The sequence below is a fragment of the Micromonospora sp. NPDC048947 genome, assembly GCF_040649495.1.
GTDB classification, from domain to species: domain Bacteria; phylum Actinomycetota; class Actinomycetes; order Mycobacteriales; family Micromonosporaceae; genus Micromonospora; species Micromonospora alfalfae.
Window position 1 is genome coordinate 347,015 of record NZ_JBEZFO010000001.1, and the last position, 21,600, is coordinate 368,614.

At 71.8% G+C, this 21,600-nt stretch carries 18 protein-coding genes; 5 read left to right on the forward strand and 13 right to left on the reverse strand.

Annotated elements, in window-relative coordinates; genetic code table 11:
• Window positions 1-2: 2 nt before the first annotated feature.
• The 5 genes from AB0B98_RS01530 to AB0B98_RS01550 are packed head-to-tail and all read right to left on the reverse strand — an operon-like array spanning window position 3 to window position 5,546.
• Window positions 3-974 carry an ABC transporter ATP-binding protein gene (locus tag AB0B98_RS01530; protein WP_357359928.1) on the reverse strand — a complete coding sequence of 324 codons (972 nt, stop codon included), beginning with the start codon at window positions 972-974 and terminating at the stop codon, window positions 3-5.
• A complete protein-coding gene (locus AB0B98_RS01535; protein WP_357359930.1) occupies window positions 971-1,948 on the reverse strand; it encodes an ABC transporter ATP-binding protein in 978 nt (325 codons plus the stop codon). Before AB0B98_RS01535 ends, AB0B98_RS01530 begins: the two co-directional genes overlap by 4 nt.
• A gap of 1 nt (window position 1,949) precedes the next feature.
• Complete coding sequence (locus AB0B98_RS01540; RefSeq protein WP_357359932.1) at window positions 1,950-2,849, reverse strand: ABC transporter permease; 900 nt, start codon at window positions 2,847-2,849, stop codon at window positions 1,950-1,952.
• Complete coding sequence (locus tag AB0B98_RS01545) at window positions 2,846-3,931, reverse strand: ABC transporter permease (protein ID WP_357359934.1); 1,086 nt, start codon at window positions 3,929-3,931, stop codon at window positions 2,846-2,848. The genes AB0B98_RS01540 and AB0B98_RS01545 overlap by 4 nt, the downstream gene beginning before the upstream one ends.
• A 10-nt stretch (window positions 3,932-3,941) precedes the next feature.
• Complete coding sequence (locus tag AB0B98_RS01550; protein WP_357359936.1) at window positions 3,942-5,546, reverse strand: ABC transporter substrate-binding protein; 1,605 nt, start codon at window positions 5,544-5,546, stop codon at window positions 3,942-3,944.
• A 290-nt stretch (window positions 5,547-5,836) separates the two neighbouring features.
• On the opposite strand from AB0B98_RS01550, the gene AB0B98_RS01555 reads away from it, so the two are divergent.
• The 5 genes from AB0B98_RS01555 (at window position 5,837) to AB0B98_RS01575 (ending at window position 11,844) form a co-directional block, all read left to right on the forward strand.
• Complete coding sequence (locus AB0B98_RS01555) at window positions 5,837-6,373, forward strand: helix-turn-helix domain-containing protein (protein WP_238669543.1); 537 nt, start codon at window positions 5,837-5,839, stop codon at window positions 6,371-6,373.
• 124 nt (window positions 6,374-6,497) lie between these two features.
• Window positions 6,498-8,381: a Xaa-Pro dipeptidyl-peptidase gene (locus AB0B98_RS01560; protein WP_357359938.1), complete on the forward strand. Its 1,884-nt coding sequence runs from the start codon at window positions 6,498-6,500 to the stop codon at window positions 8,379-8,381.
• Window positions 8,382-9,359: 978 nt separating this feature from the next.
• Window positions 9,360-10,022 (forward strand): C39 family peptidase, encoded by a 663-nt coding sequence (locus AB0B98_RS01565; RefSeq protein ID WP_357359940.1) that lies wholly within the window; start codon window positions 9,360-9,362, stop codon window positions 10,020-10,022.
• Window positions 10,023-10,265: 243 nt separating this feature from the next.
• Complete coding sequence (locus tag AB0B98_RS01570; RefSeq protein WP_357359942.1) at window positions 10,266-11,180, forward strand: DUF1996 domain-containing protein; 915 nt, start codon at window positions 10,266-10,268, stop codon at window positions 11,178-11,180.
• A 70-nt stretch (window positions 11,181-11,250) separates the two neighbouring features.
• Complete coding sequence (locus AB0B98_RS01575; protein WP_357359945.1) at window positions 11,251-11,844, forward strand: DUF305 domain-containing protein; 594 nt, start codon at window positions 11,251-11,253, stop codon at window positions 11,842-11,844.
• Between the two features lie 159 nt (window positions 11,845-12,003).
• On the opposite strand, the gene AB0B98_RS01580 is transcribed toward AB0B98_RS01575, so the two are convergent.
• The 8 genes from AB0B98_RS01580 to AB0B98_RS01615 are packed head-to-tail and all read right to left on the reverse strand — an operon-like array spanning window position 12,004 to window position 21,599.
• The gene (locus tag AB0B98_RS01580; RefSeq protein WP_357359947.1) at window positions 12,004-12,825 is read right to left on the reverse strand and encodes a CoA ester lyase; all 822 of its coding nucleotides are present in this window, start codon (window positions 12,823-12,825) and stop codon (window positions 12,004-12,006) included.
• Window positions 12,825-14,012 (reverse strand): CoA transferase, encoded by a 1,188-nt coding sequence (locus AB0B98_RS01585; protein WP_357359949.1) that lies wholly within the window; start codon window positions 14,010-14,012, stop codon window positions 12,825-12,827. The genes AB0B98_RS01580 and AB0B98_RS01585 overlap by 1 nt, the downstream gene beginning before the upstream one ends.
• Window positions 14,009-15,967 carry an SUMF1/EgtB/PvdO family nonheme iron enzyme gene (locus AB0B98_RS01590; RefSeq protein ID WP_357359951.1) on the reverse strand — a complete coding sequence of 653 codons (1,959 nt, stop codon included), beginning with the start codon at window positions 15,965-15,967 and terminating at the stop codon, window positions 14,009-14,011. The genes AB0B98_RS01585 and AB0B98_RS01590 overlap by 4 nt, the downstream gene beginning before the upstream one ends.
• Complete coding sequence (locus AB0B98_RS01595; protein ID WP_357359953.1) at window positions 15,964-16,902, reverse strand: ribokinase; 939 nt, start codon at window positions 16,900-16,902, stop codon at window positions 15,964-15,966. Before AB0B98_RS01595 ends, AB0B98_RS01590 begins: the two co-directional genes overlap by 4 nt.
• A complete protein-coding gene (locus AB0B98_RS01600; RefSeq protein ID WP_357359955.1) occupies window positions 16,899-18,260 on the reverse strand; it encodes an ADP-ribosylglycohydrolase family protein in 1,362 nt (453 codons plus the stop codon). The genes AB0B98_RS01595 and AB0B98_RS01600 overlap by 4 nt, the downstream gene beginning before the upstream one ends.
• Window positions 18,257-19,426, reverse strand: a complete 1,170-nt coding sequence (locus AB0B98_RS01605) for an ADP-ribosylglycohydrolase family protein (RefSeq protein WP_357359957.1) — start codon at window positions 19,424-19,426, stop codon at window positions 18,257-18,259. The genes AB0B98_RS01600 and AB0B98_RS01605 overlap by 4 nt, the downstream gene beginning before the upstream one ends.
• 4 nt (window positions 19,427-19,430) lie before the next feature.
• Window positions 19,431-20,723 carry a sugar ABC transporter substrate-binding protein gene (locus AB0B98_RS01610; RefSeq protein ID WP_357359959.1) on the reverse strand — a complete coding sequence of 431 codons (1,293 nt, stop codon included), beginning with the start codon at window positions 20,721-20,723 and terminating at the stop codon, window positions 19,431-19,433.
• 36 nt (window positions 20,724-20,759) lie between these two features.
• Window positions 20,760-21,599, reverse strand: a complete 840-nt coding sequence (locus AB0B98_RS01615; protein ID WP_238667634.1) for a carbohydrate ABC transporter permease — start codon at window positions 21,597-21,599, stop codon at window positions 20,760-20,762.
• Window position 21,600 lies beyond the last annotated feature (1 nt).

Consider the following 21,600-nt stretch of genomic DNA (forward strand, 5'->3'; position numbering starts at 1 on the left):
CCTCAGAGTGAGCGCGCGACGGTCGGGGCCGTTGCGGAGTCGGTGAGCCAGCAGGCGACGCTGCGGTCACCCAGGTCGACTGTGGGGGGCTGCTCCCCGCAGGGGGCGAACGCGTGCGGGCAGCGTGGCCGGAAACGGCACCCGGTTGGCGCGTTGGCCGGGTCGGGCACCTCCCCGGCGAGGATGGCGGGCAGGCGCGGGGTGGGCCCGATCTGCGGCACCGCGTCGATCAACGCCCGGGTGTACGGGTGTCGGGGTTCGCGCCACAGCTCGCGGGTGGGTGCGGCCTCGACGATCCGGCCCAGGTACATCACGGCTGTCACGTCGGCGATCTCGTGCACCAACGCCAGGTCGTGGGAGATGAAGAGCATGCCCATGTCCAGGTCGCGGACCAACCCGACGAGCAGGTTGACCACCTGCGCCTGGGACGAGGCGTCCAGCGCGGTGACCGGCTCGTCCGCGATGATCATCCGGGGTTCCGGGGCGAGCGCGCGGGCAATCGCCAGACGCTGCCGCTGACCGCCGGAGAACTGGTGCGGATACCGCTGGGCGGCGCTGGTCGGCATGGCCACCCGTTCGAGCAGCTCATGTACCCGGGCCCGGCGGGCCGACCCGGTGACCGCGGCCGGCACGCCGTCGAGGAGTTGCGAGCCGATGGTGCGCCGGGGGTTCAGCGAGGCGTACGGGTTCTGGAAGACCATCTGGAGGCCGACCTCGGCACCGGATCGGGGCCGCCAGCCCAGCGGGGTGACCGGTCGGCCGGCGTACTCGACGGTGCCGGCGCTCGGAGCGCTGAGCCCGACCGCGACGCGGGCCAGTGTGGATTTGCCGCACCCGGACTCGCCGACCAGCCCGACGATCTGGCCGGGCGACACCTCCAGGCTGACCCCGGCGACGGCCCGTACCCGCCCACGTCCTCGGGAACGGTACTCGACCTCGACGTCGGTGAAGGACAGTCGCGCGGGGGTGTTCACGCTGCCACCTCCAGGTGCGGACGGACCACGCAGGCCACCGACCGGTCGACGCCGGCGGGGGTGAGCGGGGGCGGGGCCTCGCCGCAGGACGGTTCGGCGTACCCGCATCGGGGTTGGAACGGGCAGCCTGGCGGCGCCTCGCCGGGTGCCGGCGGCGCGCCCGGGATGGGCCGCAACGTCCCGCCGGTCTGGGTGCCGTGCGGTCGGGCGCCGAGCAACGCGGCCGTGTACGGGTGGGCGGGGGCGGTGAGCAGGCTGCCCGTCGGGCCGGTCTCGACGACCCGCCCGGCGTAGAAGATGTAGCCACGGGTGGTCAGGGCGCTGAGCACCCCGAGGTCGTGGGTGATGAACGCGACGGCCAGCCCGGTCTCGGCGCGCAGCCGTTCCAGCAGGGCGAGGATGCCGGCCTGCACTGTGACGTCGAGGGCGGTCGTCGGCTCGTCGGCGATCAGCAGTCGGGGCCGGGCGGCCAGCGCGATGGCGATGGCGACCCGCTGCCGCATCCCGCCGGAGAACTGGTGCGGGTACGCGCGCAGCGCCCGCTCCGGGTCCGGGATGCGGACCTGGTCGAGCAGTTCCACAGCGCGGCGGCCGGCGGCGCGCCGGTCCATCCGCAGGTGCACCCGCATGTGCTCGGTCAGTTGCCGCCCGACGGTGAGCATCGGGTGCAGGGCCGCGCTGGGGTCCTGGAAGACCATGGCGATGCCGGTGCCACGGACCCGCTGCCAGCCCCGGGCGTCCAGGCCCAGCAGTTCGGTGTCGGCGTACCGGGCCGAGCCGGTGACCGCTGCCCCCGGGGGCAGCAGCCCGAGCAGGGTCTGCGCGGTGAGGCTCTTGCCGCAGCCACTCTCCCCCGCGATGCCGACCAGTTCACCCTCGTCGACTGTCAACGACACGTCGTGCAGGATCGGCAGCGGGCCACGCGGTGAGGGCAGGGTGACGGCCAGGGAGTCGACGTCGAGTAGCGGTGCCACCTCAGCGTCCCTTCGTGTAGCGGGGGTCGAGCCGGTCGCGCAGCGCGTCGCCGAGCACGTTGAACGCCATCACCAGGGTGAGGATGGCGAGGCCGGGAAAGACGCTCACCCACCACATCGACAGGTCCTGCGCGCCGAGGGCCACCATCGAGCCCCACTCGGCGGCCGGCGGGCGGGGGCCCAGGCCGAGAAACGACAGGGCGGCGAGCAGCAGCACAGCGTTGCCCAGCTCCAGGGTGGCCAGCACGATCGCCGGGCCGATGCTGTTGGGCAGCACGTCGCGGCGCAACGCCCGGATCGGCCCGACACCGAGCAGGCGGGCGGCATTGAGGTAGTCGTCGCCGCGCATGCTCAGCACGGCGCTGCGGATCACCCGGGCATAGACCGGCCAGGACACGATGACCAGGGCCAGCACGGCGTTGCGGGTGTTCGGGCCGAACGCCGCAGTCACCGCCATGGCCAGGATGATCTGCGGGAACGCGAACACCAGGTCCGTCAGGCGCATCAGCGCCTCGTCGACGAACCGGCCGACGTACCCGGCGACCAGCCCGAGCAGCCCGCCGACCAGCAGGGCCAGCGAGACGATGGCCAGGGCCAGCGGGATGGACAGGCGGGCGCCGTGGACGACCCGGCTGAGGATGTCGCGCCCGAGCGAGTCGGTGCCGAACCAGTGCGCCCCGGAGGGCGACGCGTACGTGTCGGGGCTCTGCGCCAGCGGGTCGTACGGTGCGAGAACGTCGGCGAGCAACGCCAGCAGCAACCATCCACCGAGGATCGTCAACGCCACCACCGTGATCGGCTGACGCCAGACCGGTCGGCTGGTCGAGCCACCGCGCAGTCGGCCGAGCCAGCGGGGTCGGCCCAGGGCCCGCTCCGCCTTCGGGTCCGCAAGTGTCGTCATGGCAACCGGATCCTCGGATCGATGAGCCCGTACAGCAGGTCGACGGTCAGGTTGACCAGCGTGTAGACCAGTGCCACGAAGAGGCTGACGCCGAGGATCGCGGGCAGGTCCAGCGCCGTGGCGCTGCGGTACGCGTACTGGCCGACGCCGGGCCAGCCGAAGATGCTCTCGACAAGCACCGTCCCGGAGAGCAGCGAGGCGAACGCCAGGCCGGAGACGGTGACCACCGGGACGAGGCCGGCGCGCAGCAGGTGCCGGCGCAGCACCACCCGGGTCGGCAGACCCTTGGCGTACGCGGCCCGGATGTAGTCCTGCTGGAGCACCTCGAGCATCGCCGAGCGGACGAAGCGGACCAGCATCGCCACCGTCAGCGAGGTCAGCACCAGCACCGGCAGGGACAGGTGCTGGGCGGCGTCCCAGGCGACGTCCCACTGCCCGGCGAGCGCCCCGTCGACCGTGTACATGCCGGTGACTGTGGGCGGCGGGCTGAAGTCCGTGGAGAGTCGCCCGCCGCTGGGGGCCAGGCCGAGCTGGTAGAAGAAGACGTAGAGCACGACCAGGGACAGCCAGAACGGTGGGGTGGAGAGCCCGAGCAGGGCGCCGACCCGGACCAGTTGGTCGGTGAGCCGACCGTTGCGGACCGCCGCGAGCATCCCGACCCCCGTGCCGATGAGCAGCGCCAGCACCATGCTCGGCAGGGCCAGTTCCAGGGTCGCCGGCACGTAGTGCAGCAGGTCGTCCAGGACGGCCCGCCCGGTCTGCTGGGAGTGACCCAGGTCGCCGTGCAGCAGGTTCCCCAGGTAGTGCAGGTACTGGGCCCAGAGCGGCTGGTCCAGGCCCCACTTCTCGCGGAACGCGGCCACCGCGGCAGGGTCGTTGAGCGCCTGGTCGGAGAGGTTGGCGGTGACCGGGTCACCGGGGACCACGTTGACCAGACCGAACGTCACCACCGTGACGCCGAGCAGCAGGCCGGCGGTGACCGCCTCCCGTTTCGCCAGGAAGGTCAGCAGCGGGTGGGCACCCCGGGGCCGGGACGCGGTCGTGGCGACCGCGCCCGGCTCACCGTCGTTGACTGTCGTCATGTCGTCGGGACTACTTGCGGCCGACCGCTGCGACGTCCACCTGCCAACCGGCGGCGGTGTAGTCCGCCCCGGTCAGGTCCGTGGTCGCCACGACGATGGAGGAGTTGCTGGCCAGCACGAGGTACGGCGAGGACGCGTTCATCAGCCGCTGCCACTCCTGCATGGCGGTGGCCCGACCGGCCAGGTCGAGGGTCGCGGTGACCTTCCTGCCGGCGGCCACCACAGCCGGGTCGGCCCGCTCGACCGTCCAGCCGGAGCGCAACGCTGTCGCCTGGCCCGGTGCCATGTTGTTGATCAGTGAGTCGGCGACCGGGTAGTTCAGGCTCTGCGGGGTGAATCCGAGAGGCGACTTCCCGCCGCGCATCTCGTCGAGGAACGTGGTCAGCGGCTGCGGGTTGAGCTCCAGCTTGATGCCGGCCTCGGCGGCGTCGCCCTGCACCTTGGTGGCCACCGTGCCGAGGTCCACGCCCTTGTAGGTGATGGCCGGGTAGGTGAACTTCACCGTCGGGTTGGTCAGGCCGGCCTCGGTGAGCAGCGCCTTGGCCCTGGCCACGTCCCGCTTGGACTCCTCGCCGGCCGGCAGCGCGCCCGGGAAGGCGGGTGCGACCAGCCCGGCGCCGGGGGCTGCGCCCTTGCCGTACAGGGCGGCGATTCCCTGGTAGTCGATGGCGGCGCGCAGGGCCTGGTTGAACTTCGGGTTCGAGGTGACCGCCGAGACGCCCGGGTCGGCGTTGAGGAACAGGAAGTAGACGGTGTCCTGCACGCCGGAGGTCTGCAGGCTGCCCGGCAGTCCGTCGAGGAGCTTGCCGGAGATGTCCAGGGAGATCTCGGCTGCCTCGGCACGCTGCATGGTGAGCTTCTGGGTCTGCACGTCCATGTTGCGCAGCACCACCCGGGAGAACTGCGGCTTCGTGCCCCAGTACTTCGGGTTGGCCTCCAACACTACCTGCGACGAGGGGTCGTAGGACTTCAGCACGTACGGGCCGCTGCCGACGGAGTTGGTGTCCAGGTACTGCTGCGCGGTGTCGCCCTGGGCGGCGTCGACGCCGTCGCGAGCGCCGTGCTCCTTGGCGACAGTGGAGTTGAGCACCGCTGTCGACGGCATCGACAGCACCACCGGGATGTTCGGGTCCGGGGTGGCCGAGGCGACCACTACGGTGCTGTCGTCGGTCTTGGTCACGGTCAGGCCGCTGACGGTGACAGCGGGGCTGCCCTTGATGTTCTTCAGCCGGTTGAGCGAGAAGACGACGTCGTCGGCGGTGAGCGGGCTGCCGTCGGCGAACGTCACGCCCTGCCGGAGCTTGAAGGTGAACGTCTTGGCGTCCGGCGACGCCTGGTACGACTCGGCCAGCGCGGGGACCGGCTTACTCACGTCCGAACCCTTGAAGGTGAGCAGGGTGTCGTAGAGGGCGTGCACGGCGGTCAGACCGGTTGCCTCGTAGACCCGGCCGGGGTCGAGGGTCTTGAGCACGAACGAGGTGTTCACGGTGAGAGTCTTGGCCGTACCGTTCGCGTTTCCACCACTGCCGCCGGCGCTACAGGCGCTGACGGAGAGGACGGCCAGCGTCGCCAGAGCGGACGCTCCGGCGAGGAGCCGGCGGGGAGACACCGACATGCTGTTCCTACCTTCGTATCGCGCGGCCCGTTGTGCGGGATCCGCGGGGCGTCGACGCCCGGCGGGCGACACCACGCGTCGGCCGGGCCGATGGGAGGACGGGCGTCGCGGGCTTCTCGGGGGCGTCGTCTCGGGGTTGGATGTAGACCGGGCGGAGACGTCCGGTTCGCGCCTCGGTGCGGCTTGTTCGCTTGAACTGAACATTGCCGCCTGATGTTTAGTGATCCTAAACAGGGCCGTATAGTTTGGTCAATCAAGATTCAGCCACACTGTATTTGGAACGAGGACCCATGCTCGGTGACCGCCTCCGCGACCTGCGTCAGCAGCACTCCCTCACGCTGCGCCAGCTCGCCACAGCCGCCGACGTGTCCCCCGCCCTGCTCAGCCAGATCGAGAACGGCGCCACCGACCCCAGCCTCTCCACACTGCGGAAGCTCGCCCAGGTCTTCGACACCTCGATCGCGGAGCTGTTCTCCGAGCCGGAAGCGCCACCCGTGCACGTCAGCCGCGTCGGCGCCCGGACCAGGCTGGCCGCGCCACCCGGCCAGATCACCTACGAACGACTCACCCCCGGCCGCGGCGACCTGGAGGTGCTCCAGGCCCACCTCGCACCCGGCGACGCCAGCTCAGCCGAACCGTGGGCGCACCCGTCGACCGAATGCGCGATCGTCATCACCGGTGAGGTCGTCGCCGAGATCGGCGGTGAGTCGTACACCCTCACCGCCGGTGAGTCGGTCACCTTCGACTCGCGCCTGGCGCACCTCTACCGCAACGCCAGCGACCAGCGCTCCCACCTGATCATCGCGGTGACGCCACCGACTCCCTGACCGACCACAGTGGACAACCGATGGGATCGACGGGACGCCCCGGCGGACCTAGCATGGCGACGAATGGATCTTCGAGATTGGCCAGTGCCTACCCGGCAACCAGCCCAACCGAAGGGAGACGCGCATGCGTCGACCCCGTCATCTGGCACTCCTGAGCGTCGGCGTGTCCGGCGCCCTGGTCCTCAGCGCAGCCCCACCCGCGGCTGCGGCTCCGCCCACGCCCACCACGCCCACCGGCATCGTGGTCAGCGACGGCATGACCCAACCGGTGTTCTCGCTCGCCGACGCGATCGAGGAGCGTGTGTTCGTCCAGACCCCGGTGGACACCGACCACGACGGTCGACCCGACCGGGTGGCGATCGACATCTCCCGCCCCCGGGAGACCGCCACGCAGGGCTTCAAGGTGCCCGTCATCTTCGAGCACAGCCCGTACCGCAAGGGCACCTGGGGTGACGTGCCGTACCCGAGCGTGCTGGTCGACGACCTGCCGCAGAACGGCCTGACCGACCGCAACGGGCGTCGCGCCCTCGACGCCGGCGCACAACGGGCCCAGGCGAAAGCCAACCTGCCCGGCTCGCTGGACGACTACTACGTGCCCCGTGGGTACGCGGTGGTGCTCGGCCAGAGCGTCGGCACCGGCGACTCGGACGGCTGCCCGACCAGTGGCGACCAGGCCGAGACGCTCGGCACCAAGGCGGTCATCGACTGGCTCAACGGCCGGGCGAAGGCGTACGACGTGAACGGCGCCCCGGTCACCGCCGGCTGGACCACCGGCGCGGTCGGCATGACCGGTGTCTCCTACAACGGGACGCTGCCCAACCAGGTGGCCACCACGGGCGTCAAGGGGCTCAAGACCATCGTGCCGGTCTCCGCGATCAGCAGCTGGTACGACTACTACCGGGCCAACGGCCTCGTCGTCGCGCCCGGCACCTTCCAGGGCGAGGACCTCGACATCCTGGCCCAGTACACCGCCGGGCAGGCACGCGCCGAGGGGCAGTGCGCCGACGAGCTCGCCGAGATCACCGCCAAGCAGGACCGGGTCACCGGCGACTACTCGAAGTTCTGGCAGGACCGCGACTACCTCGACGCCCGCGACGTCAAGGCCAGCGTCTTCGTCGTGCACGGCCTCAACGACTGGAACGTGAAGACCGAGCACTTCGCCGGCTGGTGGGACCAACTCGCCAAGCGCGACGTCCCCCGCAAGATCTGGCTGCACCAGGGCGGCCACGGTGGCCCCGGCAGCAGCGCGTCGGTGACCCTGCCCAACGGTCAGACGTGGACGTACAAGCAGACCGAGAACCGCTGGTTCGACTTCTGGCTGTGGAACGTCCGCAACGGCATCATGGACGAGCCGACCGCGGTGCTCCAGCGCGAGGACCGCGCCTACACCACGTACGCCAACTGGCCCGACCCGGCGGCACGGCAGGTCGGTCTGCGCTTCGCGGCCACCGACACCACGGCACCCGGCGCGCTCACCACCGGCAAGCCGCCGAAGGCCAAGATCGAGCAGAGCTTCGTCGACGAGGGCCGGACCATCCACCCGGACACCCTGGTGTCCAACCCGGACACCGCGAGCGCCAACCGACTCGCCTACCGCTCCCCCGAGCTGACGCAGAGCGTACGCATCTCCGGGCGTCCGGAGATGCGGCTGCGGATGGCTGTCGACAACAAGCCGGACGCGAACCTCACCGCGTACCTTGTCGACTACGGTCCAGCCGGGTCGACCGCCGCCCCGACCGTGGTGACGCGAGGGTGGATGGATCCGCAGAACCGCAAGAGCGCCGCGCGCACCGAGCCGATCAAGCAGGGCAAAATGTACGACTACCGGTGGACCATGGAGCCGAAGGACTACATCTTCCCGGCGGGACACCGGATCGGCGTTGTCGTCTTCTCCAGCGACCAGGAGTACACGCTCCTGCCGTTGGGCGGCACCGAGCTGCGGGTCGCACCGAACGACAGCGAACTGCGACTGCCGGTGGTCGGCGGGCGGGGCGTCCTCGGGTTCTGATCTCGTCAGTGCGCTCCCGGGTGGGGCAGTCCGACGCGTTCGGGCTGCCCCACCCGCACGTCGGAACCGCTCCGGCCGCGCCGTGCGAGCTTTCCCGTGCCCTGCCCAAAGTCCGCAAGGTCGTGCTCGATCCTTGATGTAGTGGTCTCGTGGCACGAGGAAGGCCCCTGTTTCCTGGATCAAGCACGATCTTGCGCCGGGTTCGCACTCCGCTGAGCTGGGCCAGACCGCACCAAACGACGCGGCAACCTCAACAAGGACCCACCGCACCACCCGCACCCTCGGCAAGGCCCGGCCACAGGACGCGGAAACCCCGACCAGACGCGGCCGGACCACCCGGCCAACCCCAACCAGGCCCGACGCGCCGCTCAACCTCAACCAGCCCTACCGCCCCACACGGCAACCCGGTCAGGGTCGACGTCACCACACGCCGACCTGTTGGTCAGTCGCGGTCCGGGGACACGGTGCACGCGGGCATGATCCACTCGGGTTTCGTGATGTCGGGGCATGCCGGGCAGCGGGACACCGCGACTTCCGGGAACCCGAGTGGATCATCCCTGCACTGACCACCGTGTCGGGTTCGACAGGGTGGCGGGGTGGATGGTTTGTCGGGTTCGGGATGAATGTCGGGTGGTCGGGGCCACCCCGGCGGCGGAATCGTGGGCCGGGCCGGGTCGTTATACCTGGCAGACCACCGCAACAGTCCGGCCCATGATCCGCGACCCCGGCGGGAACCGCAGCCAGGAACTCCCTGCCGGGAACACCCCGCAGGCCGGCCCAGTTGCATCCCCCGCACGGCCGAGCACCACAACGGCCAACCCCCGCGGGAAGCGGAATGACCTGCCGCCGCGAACGGTTACACCCTGTCCCGACGCCGACCCCCTGTTGCGGGTCGCCGGGCAAGAACTTTCCCCGCACCACCACCCACCCCCCGTGAGGTGGTGCGGGCACACCCCCGATGCAGAGGAGCACGCCATCATGCGTACCGATCTGATCCGTAAGACCACGCTGACCGCCGCCGGCCTCGCGTTCACCGCAGGCGCCATCGCCGGCCCCGTCACCACCGCCTTCGCCGCACCCACCGGCAAGCCGGCCACGCAGACGCAGACCGACCGCAAGGGCGGCCACGGTGAGCGGGAACTGGGTGTGCGCTACGAGGCGCAGCCGAACTTCTACTACTGCGGGCCCGCCGCGACCCGTAACGCCCTGAGTGTGCAGGGTAAGAACATCAACGTCGATGACATGGCCAAGGAGATGGGCACCACCGAGGCCGGCACCAACTCCATCAACGACATCACCCCCGTGCTGAACAAGGAAACCGGTAAGACCAACGCCTACCGGTCCGTGGAGATCAGCACCCCCGACGCCGACGCCAAGCAGACCGACACCCTGCGCGCCGACATCGTCAAGACCGTTGACGACGGTAGGGCCGTGGTCGCCAACATCGCCGGCACCAGCACCGACACCGACGGTGTCACCCACTCCTACGAGGGCGGGCACTACATCAGCGTCGTCGGCTACCACGACAACGGCAACACCGTCACCATCGCCGACTCCGCCGACCCCAACCAGGCCGCCTACCAGATCAGCGTCGAACACCTCGCCGACTGGATCGCCACCCGCGGCTACGCCACCAGCTGACACCCACCCACACGCACACACGCCGAAGGGCCGGACCCCCACAGGGTCCGGCCCTTCGGCGACTTTTCCACCAACTGCGGCACGTATTGACAATTGTCGACTTCAGCGTGAGGCTGGGGAGCAGTGAGAGCGCTCTCTCGCACCGGCCCCAACCGGCCACCACCCAGTCTGGCCAGGCACAACTCCGATGCCTTCGGCGGCGGCGCCGGAGCTGTCCCTGACCCGTCCCCGACAGGAGTCACGATGGACAGGGCCGCACCCCTCTCCGGCATCCCCCGCCGACTGCGCCTCGCCACGGCGATCGGCGCCCTGCTGGTGCTACTCGGCACGTACCTGGTCTCCGCCACCGACCGGGCCGACGCCGCCTCCGGCCGAGCCGGCGCTGACTTCGGCGCCAACGCCATCCGGGTCGCCGAGTTCCCCGCCGACTGCACCTACAGCCACCGGCTGCCGGACGACCCGATCGTCTTCCCCGGGCTGCCCGGGGCGTCGCACATGCACAGCTTCTTCGGCAGCACTGTGACGAACGCCAAGACCACCCTCCCGGACCTGGTCAACTCCCCCACCACCTGCGACCCGCGGGTGGACGTCTCGTCCTACTGGGTGCCGACCCTGTACCGGGACAACGTGGCGGTGGAGCCGGCGATCGCCACGTTCTACTACCTGGGTGAGGGCGTACGCGCCGACGTCGTCGCGAACACCCAGCCGTTCCCGCAGGGGCTGCGGCTCGTCGCCGGCAACGCGAAGGCCACCGGGCCGAACGACAGCATCGCCCGCTGGTCCTGCCTGCACGCCGGGCACGTGCCGCCGTCGAAGGACTTCGTCAACTGCCCGTCCGGCACGATGCTGGAGTCGTACCTGGACTTCCCGCAGTGCTGGAACGGCCGTGACCTCGACTCACCGGACCACAAGAGCCACCTGGCGTACCCGGTGAACCAGGCCTGCCCGAGCACCCACCCGGTGCACGTGCCCAAGTTGCGGCAGGTGCTGCGGTACCCGGTCACCGGTGACCCGTCACGGTTCCGGCTGGCCTCCGGGCCGGGCTACACGATGCACGGCGACTTCTTCAACGCGTGGCCGGTGGCCGAGCTGGCCCGCCGGGTCCAGGACTGCATCCGTCCCGTCATCAAGTGCGGTCACGACGGCCGACCGATCTGAGCGACAGCTCCACACCACGCGGCGGGTCCGGTCACCCGGGCCCGCCGCCCTGGTCGGGAAGGGAGGTCGGATGCGCCAGCCCACGGCGTTCACGGTGCTCATCGGCGTGCTGCTCGTCGCCGGCTGTGGCACCGGGCAACGGGACGCGGCCAGCACCGCCACACCACCCGAGACCACGCCACCGGCGACGACCGCCCCGGCGCCCACTGGTACGGCGTTCAACCCCACCGACATCGCCTGGCTGCAACTGACTGTGGCGATGACCGAACGCCTGCTGCCCGTTCTCGATCTGGTGCCGGCGCGGACCACCGACCCGGCCTGGCGACGGACGGCCACCCAGGTGGCCACCACCCGGCGCGCCGATCTGGACCGGGCCCGCCGGCTGCTGGCCGAGGCTGCCGCCCCGACGACGAATCCGCACGAGGGGCACGACATGCCGGGCATGGTCACCGCGCCGGAGATGACAGCGCTGCGGGCGGCCAGCGGGCAGTCGTTTCACCGCCTGCTCGCCGGGCACCTACGGGCACATCTCGCGCAGTCGGTCCGGGTCGCCACCGCTGAGCAGCAGAGCGGAGTCCAGCCGGGGACAGTGGCGCTCGCGGCGGCCGTGGTCCGGTCCGGCACCACCGACCTCGCACGACTCGATCGTCTCGACCCCGGTTAGCCGTACGCGCTCAGCGAGCGGTGACGATCTCGTCGAGCAGCGCGGCCAGCTCGACCGGACGGGACAGCAACGGTGAGTGGCGGGATTCGATCCGCCGGGTACTGCTGCCCCGCCCGGCCATCCACCACACCGGCGACCTGGAAGAGCGGCCGGCGAGGCTCAGGCGGCGTAGCGGGCGGCGAGGTCCACGACGCGCCGGGCGGCGGCCACCATCGCCCGGTCGGCGAACCGGCCGTCGGGCAGCACCACGGTCCCAGAATCCCGCTGGTGCGCGTCCGCCACGGCGGCCAGCAGCTCGGCGGCGCGGGCAACCTCCCGGTCGGCCGGCCGGAACGCGTCGACGATCACCGGGAGCTGGCGCGGGTGGATCGCCGCACGGCCGAGGAAGCCGAGCCGTCGACCCGCCGCGCAGGAGGCGGCCAGACCGGCGAGGTCGACGACGTCGGCGTACACCGACATGGCCGGCGGGGACAGACCGGCCGCGCGGGCCGCGACCACCACCCGGCCGCGCGCCCAGAGCAACCCGTCGTCGTCGCTCACCCCCAGATCGGAGCGCAGGTCGGCCTCGCCGAGCCCGATCGAGGCCACCGCCGGGTGGGCAGCGGCGATCGGGTACGCGGCCTCCAGTCCGGCCGCCGACTCGATCAGCGGGTGCACTGGCACGTCGACCCGCTCGGCGAGGGCCGCCAGCGTCGCGGCCGACTCGACCTTCGGCAGTCGGAGCCCGGCCAACCCGGGTCGGCCGGCAACCGCCGCCAGGTCGGCGTCGAGGTCCGGGCCGGTCAGCTCGTTGACCCGGACCTGCACGGGCACCGGGTGCGCCTCGGCGAGGAACTCGGCGACCGCGTCCCGGGCGTACGCCTTGCGTCCGGCGACCACTGCGTCCTCCAGGTCGAGGATGACCGCGTCGGCACCGGAGGCGACCGCCTTGGCAAACCGGTCGGGGCGGTCGCCGGGCACGTAGAGCCAGCTCAACAGCATCAGAGCACTCCCCGCTCGCGCAGCGCGGCCAACTCCTCGGCGCTCAGGCCGAGCGCGCCGAAGACCGCGTCGGTGTCCTGGCCGTGTCGTCGGCCGGCGTGCCGGATCTCGCCGGGCGTCTCGGCGAGGCGGAACGGCACGTTCTGCATCCGTACCTCGCCCAACTCCTCGTCGGGAACTGTGCGCACGGTGCCCAGCGCGGCGTACTGCGGGTCGCTGAGGATGTCGCGCACGTCGTAGACGGGCGCGACGGCGGCCTGTGCCTCCTCGAACGCGGCCACCACCTCGTCCCGGTCCCGTTGCGCCACCCAGGCGCTCACCGCCGCGTCCAACTCGTCGGCGTGCGCGGCCCGGCCGCTGCCGGTGGCGAACCACGGCTCGTCGACCAGCTCACCGCGGCCGACCAGCCGCAGCACCCGCTCGGCGATGCTCTGCGCGCTGGTGGAGACAGCCACCCAGCGCCCGTCGGCACAGCGGTAGGTGTTGCGCGGGGCGTTGTTGTTGGACCGGTTGCCCAGCCGGGGCTGGACGTAGCCGAGCTGGTCGTACCAGGTGATCTGCGGCCCGAGCATCGCCATGATCGGCTCGATGATGGCGAGGTCGACGACCTGCCCGGTGCCGGTGACGTCGCGGGCCCGCAGGGCGAGCATCACCGCGTACGCGGCGGCGAGCGCGCTCACCGAGTCGGCCAGCCCGAACGGGGGCAGTGTGGGTGGCCCGTCCGGTTCCCCGGTGGCCGCCGCGAACCCGCTCATCGCCTCGGCGAGGGTGCCGAATCCGGGCCGGCGGGCGTACGGGCCGACCTGCCCGAACCCACTGATCCGGGTGATCACCAGCCGGGGGTTGACGGCGTGCAGCTCGGCCGGGCCGAGCCCCCACCGCTCCAGGGTTCCGGGGCGGAAGTTCTCCACCAGCACGTCGGCGTCGGCGAGCAGCCGGCGCAGCAACGCCGCGCCGTCCGGGTCGGACAGGTTGAGGGTGACTGTGCGCTTGTTGCGGCCGAGCACCTTCCACCAGAGCCCGACGCCGTCGCGGGCCGGGCCGTGCCCCCGCGACGGGTCCGGCTTGGCCGGATGCTCCACCTTGATCACGTCGGCGCCGAAGTCACCGAGGAATGCCGCGGCGAGCGGCCCGGCGAAGAGGGTGGCCAGGTCAACGACGGTGACGCCGTCCAGTGGCGCGGTCACCGGGTCGCCTCCGTCGCCTCCGACAGGTCGGCCGCACAGCGGAAGCCGACCTGTTCGGAACGGGCCAGACCAGCGCCGGTGAGCAGCAGCTTCACCGACACGTCCGCCGGTTGCGGGCCGCCGTCGAAATACCAGTCGGAGCCCTCCGCCCGGTACTGGGCGCCGCCCTTCAGAATGGCGAAGCGGGTACGACCGTCGGAGTGCTCGCTCTCGGTCAGGTTCCACACCAGTGGTTCCCGCCGCACGAGCAGCCCCGCCTCGGCGGCGACCTGCCACTCGTCCTCGGTGGGCAGGCGCAGCCCGGCCCACGCCGCGTACGCCCGCGCGTCGGCCAGCTCGACCCCGGTCACCGGGGCGTCGGCCGGGCCGGAGCCGGCGGTGAACCGCTCCGGACGCACCGGACCGTAGCCGGTGGCGCGCAGGAACTCGGCGTACTCGCCGTGGGTGACCTCGTGCACGGCGATGGCGAACCGGCCGAGGCGCACACTGCGCCGCAGCGTGCCGGGGTGGTGCAGCCGGGGCGGCAGGGGCTTCCACTCGTCGACGTAGGGCGCCTCGCCGTACAGCCCGGTCTCCCGTACCCGGTGCCGGACGACCAGGTCGTACCGGCCGCTCTCGACGGCGACCAGGCCCGGCGGCACCTGCGGTCGGGGTGCCCACGGCGTACGGCCGCGCACCGCGACCCGGGCCGGGAAGGACTTGTCGCCGGTCGGCGGCTCGTGCCGGTGAGCGGAGGCGACTCCGCGCGCCACGGCCGCGATCGCGCCGGCCGGGAGCGGACCGCCCACCGCCAGTCGACCGTCGGCGGTCTCGGTGACTGTCAACTCGGCACCGGTGACCAGGTCGACGAAGTGCCGGCCGACGTCCGGGTCGGTGACCAGCCACGGGCCGTCGTGGTCCGCGCCCCGGTTCACCACGGTCCACAGCGGCTCGTCGTCGTGCGTCCAGCGGGACGCGTACACCTGGCCGTCGCCGGGATGGTCGGCGAGCGGCACCCAGTCCTCGGCGCGCAACCACGCCGCGTGGCTGGCCTGCACCCGGCGCATCGCCCGCAGCACCGCGCGGTCCCGCTCGTTCCAGCCGACCCAGACGCCGAAGACGCTCTCCCAGACCAGCACGCCGACGCCGTTGAGCCAGGCGGAGTGCAGCTCGTCGAGGTGGTCGCGGTGCCAGCGCCGGGTGTGGTGCAGCACGTGCCGTCGCTCGAACCACTTCGCCCGCAGCACGCCGGGCACCTCGGAGTCGGCGAACCACTGCGCCCAGGACATCGCGTGGTCGGCGATGCGGGCCAGCGGCACCCGGCTCTCGCCCTCCAGGACCATGCCGGGGCGCACCGCGTCCAGCGCGGCGCGCAGCTCCCCGGCACCCTCCTTGAGGGTGTCCAGGAAGACCCCGTCGACGCCGAGCTTGCCGGCCAGCGTGGCGACCTCCTCGGCGTCGCTGCCCGGCTCGCGCCGGGTGCCGGTGTCCCACGGGTTGTAGTCGACGAAGACCCGCACCCCACGCTGCTGGAACGCGCGCACCACATCGGGCAGCTCCGGCACGTCCCGGTACCAGTCGAACTGGTTGCGGTCGTCGAGGCCGATCACCGGGTACGCGTGCCAGAGCACCACCCCGTCGAAGCCGCCGAAGTCCCGCCCGGCCGCGTCGAGGAACTCGTCGACGGTGAAGACGCCGCGTTCGTGGTCGTAGAGCGTCTCGTCCCAGAGCCAGGCCAGGCAGACGCTGAAGCAGTCACCGGCGATCTCGTCGTAGTGCTCGCCGACATAACCGATCCGGTCCCGGGCGTCGACCCGCCACCGGGCGATCTGCTCCCGCCAGGCCGGCCAGTCGGCCGGGTCGGCGGGGGCGGCGAAGATCTTCGCCTCGTCCAGTGTGCTCAGGTCGGCGTGCCCGCCCAGCGGCACCTCGGTCGGCCTGTCGATCGGGCGTGGGACGTACGGGTTGAAGCTCACTGTGCACCTCGGTAGGTCGCGTCGTAGAGGGCGTCGATGGCCGGCCGGGCGGGCAGGGCGGTGGACGCCCCGGGCTGCTGGGCGCAGGCCGCGCCGGCGGCGCAGGCCCAGCGCAGGCTGGCTGTGACGGTGTCCTCGCTGCTGGCGCCGCCGCGTTCGGCCCAGCCCACGGCGAGCGCGCCGGTGAACGCGTCACCGGCGGCGGTGGTGTCCACCGCGTCGATCTGCGGCGCCGGGACCGCGAGACGCAGGCCGTGTCGATCGGCGTACGCGGCACCGCGCGCGCCGAGGGTGAGCACCACCCGGGGCACAAGCTTCAGCAGGGCGTCGAGCAGCACCGGTGGGTCGTCGGAGGCGACCTCGGCGACGACCGCCGCCTCATGCTCGTTGACCACCAGCACGTCGACGAGGTCGAGCAGTGCGGTGGGCAGCGCGGCGGCGGGTGCTGCGTTCAGCACCACTGTGGTGCCATCGGCCCGGGCCCAGTGCGCCGCCTGGAGCACGGCGCTCAGCGGCACCTCCAGTTGCAGCAGCAGCACGTCGGCCGCCGCGATCGTCGCCCGGTCGTCCGCGTCCAGCTCGGTCAGCGTGCCGTTGGCGCCGGGCGCTACCAGGATGAAGTTCTCCGCGTCCCGGTCGACGGCGATCAACGCGACGCCGGAGGGGCCCGCGGCGGTCCGCAGACCACTGACGTCCACCCCGGCGTCGACGAGACTCGCCCGCATCCGGGTACCGAACTCGTCGTCGCCGACCGCGCCCACGAAGTCGCAGGCCGCTCCGGCCCGGGCCGCGGCGACGGCCTGGTTGGCGCCCTTGCCGCCGGGTACGGTCCGGAAGTTCTCGCCGAGCACCGTCTCACCGGGGTGGGGCAACCGCGACGCCGTGACCACCAGGTCCAGGTTGCTGCTGCCCACCACCGCCACCCGCGCGCTCATGCCACGCTCCCTTCCGTCGCCGGCTGCGCCAGGGCGAGGGTCCGCTCGGCCAGCTCGTCGAAGCCGATCCCGTCGAAGCCGGCGATACTGCTGGCCAGCCGATTGCGTAGCGGGGCCACCCAACGCTGCGGCAGCCCGGACGCACCGGTGAGCGCTCCGGTCACCGCGCCGACAGTCGCGCCGGTCGAGTCGGTGTCCCAGCCACCGCTGACCACGGCGGTGATCGACCGTTCCAGGTCCCCCCGCCCGTACGCGAGGGCGGCGGCCACCAGCGCGGCATTGTTGCGGACGTGCACCCAGTGCAGGTGGCCGTGCCGTGCGTACAGCTCGTCGACAACGCGTTCCCAGTCGTCGGCCCCCGCGCCGAGCTCACGCGCCTCCCGGACCGTGGCGGCGAACCGGCTTCCCGGCGGCAGCACCGCCTCGGCGGCGTCCAGCACCTCGTCCACCGTGTCGGCCACCGGGGCGGCGGCGGCCAGCGCCGCCGCCCAGAGCGCGCCGTGCACCCCACCCCGGACATGGCTGACCGTCGCGTCCCGCACCGCCAACTCGGCGGCGCGGTCCGGTCGGCCGGGGTTGACCCAGCCGTACACGTCGGTGCGGATCTGCGCGCCGATCCACTCCCGGAACGGGTTGTGCCGGCGGGCGCTCTGCGGCGGCGGGTACCCGAGCAGCAGGTTGCGGTAGGCCACCCGCTCGGCGGTGAAGACCCGCCCGCCGGGCAGCCAGTCCAGCCACGCCTGCGCCACGTCGGCGCTGGTGAAGCCCCGACCGTGCGTCTCCAGCACGCGCAGGGCCAGCAACGCGTAGTTCAGGTCGTCGTCCTCGGGCATCCCGTCGATGTTCTCGGCGAGGCTGGTCGGCGCGCTGCGCCGGTTCCACGGCCAGCGGGCGGCCACGTCGGCCGGGAGTCCCTTCGCTGTGAACCAGTCGCGCAGTGGCCACCGGTCGGTCGCGGTGAGGATCTCCCGGATGCCCTCGCGGGGAATCTTCTCCACCGGCTTGCCGAGCAGGCAGCCGACCGCCCGGCCGAGCCACCCGCCGTGCAGCCGGTCGTACGCCGCCTCGGTCGGCAGCGACCAGGTGGTCGGCCATCCGGCGCGCAGCGTGGCCAGGTCGTCGGCCTCGTCGGCGCTGTCGAGGGCGGGCAACGCGTCGGCGGCGTCCAGCAGCTCCGTGGCGAGGGTCCGCAGCTGCGGCGATGCCGGGGTCACCGACGCCCCGCTGACCGGTGGGGTCAGGTCCCCGCCGGCCGCCGTCCACCGCTGGGCGATCGCGGCGACGTCGCGTCCCTCGTCCCGGCTGGCCGCCAGCTCGTGCGGCAGCAGGTCCTCCGGCTGAACCCAGGTGATCCTCACCGGGTCTCGCCCCCAACCCCCCGGGTGTCACCGGCGGCCAGCCCGGCGAACCGCTCCGCCCGGCGGGCGAACCGGGCCTGGTCGCGCTCGAACACCTCGCCGGCCACCGTCGCGAGGACCCGGGCCGGCTCCACAAGGTCGGTCCTGGAGGCGGTGGCGACAACGTCGGACCACTCCGCCGGCACCGCGTCGGCGCCACCGAGCGCCCCGGCGATGGCGGCGGCCATGGTGGCTGTGGAGTCGGCGTCCCGGCCGTAGTTGACCGAGCCGAGCACCGCGGCCCGGAAGTCGCCGCCGGCCACCACGAGCATGCCGAGAGCCACCGGCAGTTCCTCGATGGCGTGCAGCCGGCTGGGCCGCCGCGCGCCGAGGCCGGGGCTGCGGTACTCCTCCCCCACCGTGTCGTAGGGGGCGACGGCGGCCCGCAGCGCCGGGATGGCCTGCTTCCAGTCGTGGTGGCCGCGGGCCTCCTCGACCACCGCGTCGATGGCCGCGCGGGTGCCGTCGCGGGCCAGGTCCAGCGCCGCCACGACGACGTCCTCGACACCCGCGCCGGGCGTCGCGGCCGCCGCGACCGCTGCCGCGAACACGGCGGCGGCCTCCCGACCGTAGCTGTGCTGGTGCGCGCCGGCGATCTCCACCGCCTCGGCGTACGCCCCGGCCGGGTCGCCGGCGTTGACGATGCCGACCGGGGCCATGTACATGGCCGCGCCACAGTTGACGATGTTGCCGACCCCGGCCTCGCGCGGGTCCGCGTGAGCGTGGTGCAGCCGGGTGACCAGCCACCGCTCGGCGGCCGCGAGCCGGTGGAAGGTCACCCCGTCGCGCTCCAGGTCGGGGATGTACACCACCCGCTCGATCAGGTCGGGAACCAGCAGCTCCACCACGTCGTACGCGTCGAGGTGGTCCCGTTTGGCCGCGTACGCGCGGACCAGGGCGTGGGTCATCAACGTGTCGTCGGTGATGTGCCCGTCGCCCTTGTGGTACGGCGCGAGGGGCCGCGCGGTGGCCCAGTCGGCGTGGTACGGGGGCACGATGCCCTCGACCCAGCCGCCGAAGCGGGTGCGGATCTGCTCGGGCAGCGCCGTCTCGGTGGCGCCACCCAGGGCGTCTCCGACCGCGGCGCCGACCAGGCAACCGACCGATGTGTCGAGCAAGAGTGACATGTCGTTACCTCAGAACCTGCTTGCCACCGTCGACCAGCTGCGTGCCGAGCTGATCGAGGGTGATCTTGTTGGCGAAGTACTGCTGGAGGGCCGGCGTGGCGTACTTGGTCTTCCACTCCGGGTAGCCGTCGGCCTGCTGGAACGGGGCGACGGTCAGGTCCGTGGCGCTGTCCGCGGCGACGTCCCAGCCCTGCTTGCCGGCGGTGAGCTTGACCAGTTCCTCGTTGGCCTGCTTGCCGGTCGGCACCAACCAGTCGCCCTTGGCCAGGGCCGCCATGTTGGTCGGGTTCAGGAAGTACTCCAGGAACTGCGCGGCCTGCTTCTTGTGCTTGCTGTCCTCGGAGATGGACAGCGTCTGCGGGTTGGCGGCCTGCTTGCTGGAGAGCCCCTTGATCGGGGGCAGTGTGACCCACTCGAAGCCGGCCGGCGCCTGCTCGACCATCTGCTGGCGCAGCGACACCGAGCCGGGCAGCATCGCGTACTTGCCGCCGAAGAAGCCGGGCAGGGTGTCCGCGCCGCTCATGCCGAGCGCCTCCGGGGAGGCGGACTTGGCGGTGTAGAGCATGTCGTGGATCCGCTTCGGGATCTCCTTCTCCGCGTCGCCGACCTTGACCTCGGTGCGGCCACCGTCGCCGTAGAAGAATTTGCCGTCGTAGTTGAGCGCCAGGTTCAGGACCCGGTTGGTCGGCGACTTCAGCGCCCAGGCCGCGCCGTACTGGCCGGGCTTGGTGAGCTTCTGCGCGTTGGCCTGGAACTCGTCCCAGGTCCAGCCGCCGTCGGCCGGCGGCACCGCGACACCGGCGGCGTCGAGCAACTTCTTGTTGGCGATGACGACCTGCGACTCCAGCAGGAACGGCACACCGGTGACCTTGCCGTCGACGGTGGTGGTGTCCCAGATGCCCTTGTCGATCTGGCCCAACAGGTCGTCGGAGACCAGGTCGGAGAGGTCGGCCAGGTAGCCCTGCTTGCTGAACTCGCCGATCGAGGACGCCTCGTAGTGCACGATGTCCGGCGCGTCGCCGCCCTCGAACGAGGTGAGCAGCTGGTCGTGCACCGAGTTCCAGTCACCCTGGACGTACTCGACCTGGATGTCCGGGTGCTCGGCGTTCCACTTGGCGACCAGATCCTTGTTGACCTGCAACGACTCCTTCTGCCAGGCGAGGCTGAGGAAGCGCAGCTTGGCCGGGCCGGAGGTGGCCTCGTCGTCGCCGCCGGCACCGCACGCGGTGAGCGCGCCGAGGCCGATGACCGCGACCGCGGCGCCCGCCGCGAGTCGACGGAATCGGGTACGGAACATGGGGGTTACCTCCTTGGTGGTGGTTGGGGGGACGGGTCAGCCCTTGACCGCGCCCGCGAGCGACCCGGACGAGAGCCGGCGCTGCATGAACGCGAAGAAGATCAGGCTGGGCAGCGTGGCCAGCAGTGAGCCGGCGGCCAGGGGTCCCAGCCGGGCGGTGCCCTCGATGCCGACGAACCGGGCCAGCGCCACCGGCAGGGTGGCCAACTCCGGGGTCTTGATCAGCACCAGTGCGAAGAAGAACTCGTTCCAGGCCGAGATGAAGGAGAACAGCGCGGTCGCGACCAGACCCGGGGCGAGCAACGGAAAGACCACCCGCCGCAGGACCTGCACCCGGGTGGCGCCGTCGACCGAGGCGGCCTCCTCCAGCTCCCTCGGGATGTTGCGGACGAAGCCCTGCAACATCCACAGCGCGAACGGCAGCGCCCAGACCACGTAGATCAGCACCAGCCCGGCGTGCGTGTTGGCCAGGCCGACCTGCCGCAGCACCAGAAAGATCGGGATGATCAGCAGCACGAACGGGAAGAGCTGGGACAACAGCACCCAGCCCAGCGCGGCGGTGCCGAGCTTGGAGCGGAACCGGGCGAGGGCGTACGACGCCGGCATGGCGACCAGCACTGTCAGCACCGCCGAGGCGAGGGAGACCTGGAGGCTGTTGAGCGCCGCCCGACCCAGCTCCTGTTCGGTGAACGCCTGCACGAAGTTCTGCAGGGTCGGGTTGTCCGGGATCAACGTCGGGTGCAGGCGTACCAGCTCGCGCGGCGGTTTGAACGCCGTGGAGAGCAGCCAGACCAGCGGGAACCCGAGGAAGATCAGGTAACCGGCGAGCGCCAGGTACTGAAGCGTCCGGCTCGTGCGGCTCGGTTTTCCGAACATG

What these genes read in the sequence shown, in the direction of transcription:
- AB0B98_RS01610 (WP_357359959.1), bottom strand. Translation starts at nt 20,723, where the DNA reads ATGTTCCGTACCCGATTCCGTCGACTCGCGGCGGGCGCCGCGGTCGCG.
- AB0B98_RS01595 (WP_357359953.1), bottom strand. Translation starts at nt 16,902, where the DNA reads ATGAGCGCGCGGGTGGCGGTGGTGGGCAGCAGCAACCTGGACCTGGTG.
- AB0B98_RS01555 (WP_238669543.1), top strand. Translation starts at nt 5,837, where the DNA reads ATGCTCGGTGACCGCCTCCGCGACCTGCGTCAGCAGCACTCCCTCACG.
- AB0B98_RS01550 (WP_357359936.1), bottom strand. Translation starts at nt 5,546, where the DNA reads ATGTCGGTGTCTCCCCGCCGGCTCCTCGCCGGAGCGTCCGCTCTGGCG.
- AB0B98_RS01575 (WP_357359945.1), top strand. Translation starts at nt 11,251, where the DNA reads ATGCGCCAGCCCACGGCGTTCACGGTGCTCATCGGCGTGCTGCTCGTC.
- AB0B98_RS01540 (WP_357359932.1), bottom strand. Translation starts at nt 2,849, where the DNA reads ATGACGACACTTGCGGACCCGAAGGCGGAGCGGGCCCTGGGCCGACCC.
- AB0B98_RS01615 (WP_238667634.1), bottom strand. Translation starts at nt 21,599, where the DNA reads ATGTTCGGAAAACCGAGCCGCACGAGCCGGACGCTTCAGTACCTGGCG.
- AB0B98_RS01545 (WP_357359934.1), bottom strand. Translation starts at nt 3,931, where the DNA reads ATGACGACAGTCAACGACGGTGAGCCGGGCGCGGTCGCCACGACCGCG.
- AB0B98_RS01565 (WP_357359940.1), top strand. Translation starts at nt 9,360, where the DNA reads ATGCGTACCGATCTGATCCGTAAGACCACGCTGACCGCCGCCGGCCTC.
- AB0B98_RS01580 (WP_357359947.1), bottom strand. Translation starts at nt 12,825, where the DNA reads ATGCTGTTGAGCTGGCTCTACGTGCCCGGCGACCGCCCCGACCGGTTT.
- AB0B98_RS01605 (WP_357359957.1), bottom strand. Translation starts at nt 19,426, where the DNA reads ATGTCACTCTTGCTCGACACATCGGTCGGTTGCCTGGTCGGCGCCGCG.
- AB0B98_RS01570 (WP_357359942.1), top strand. Translation starts at nt 10,266, where the DNA reads ATGGACAGGGCCGCACCCCTCTCCGGCATCCCCCGCCGACTGCGCCTC.
- AB0B98_RS01560 (WP_357359938.1), top strand. Translation starts at nt 6,498, where the DNA reads ATGCGTCGACCCCGTCATCTGGCACTCCTGAGCGTCGGCGTGTCCGGC.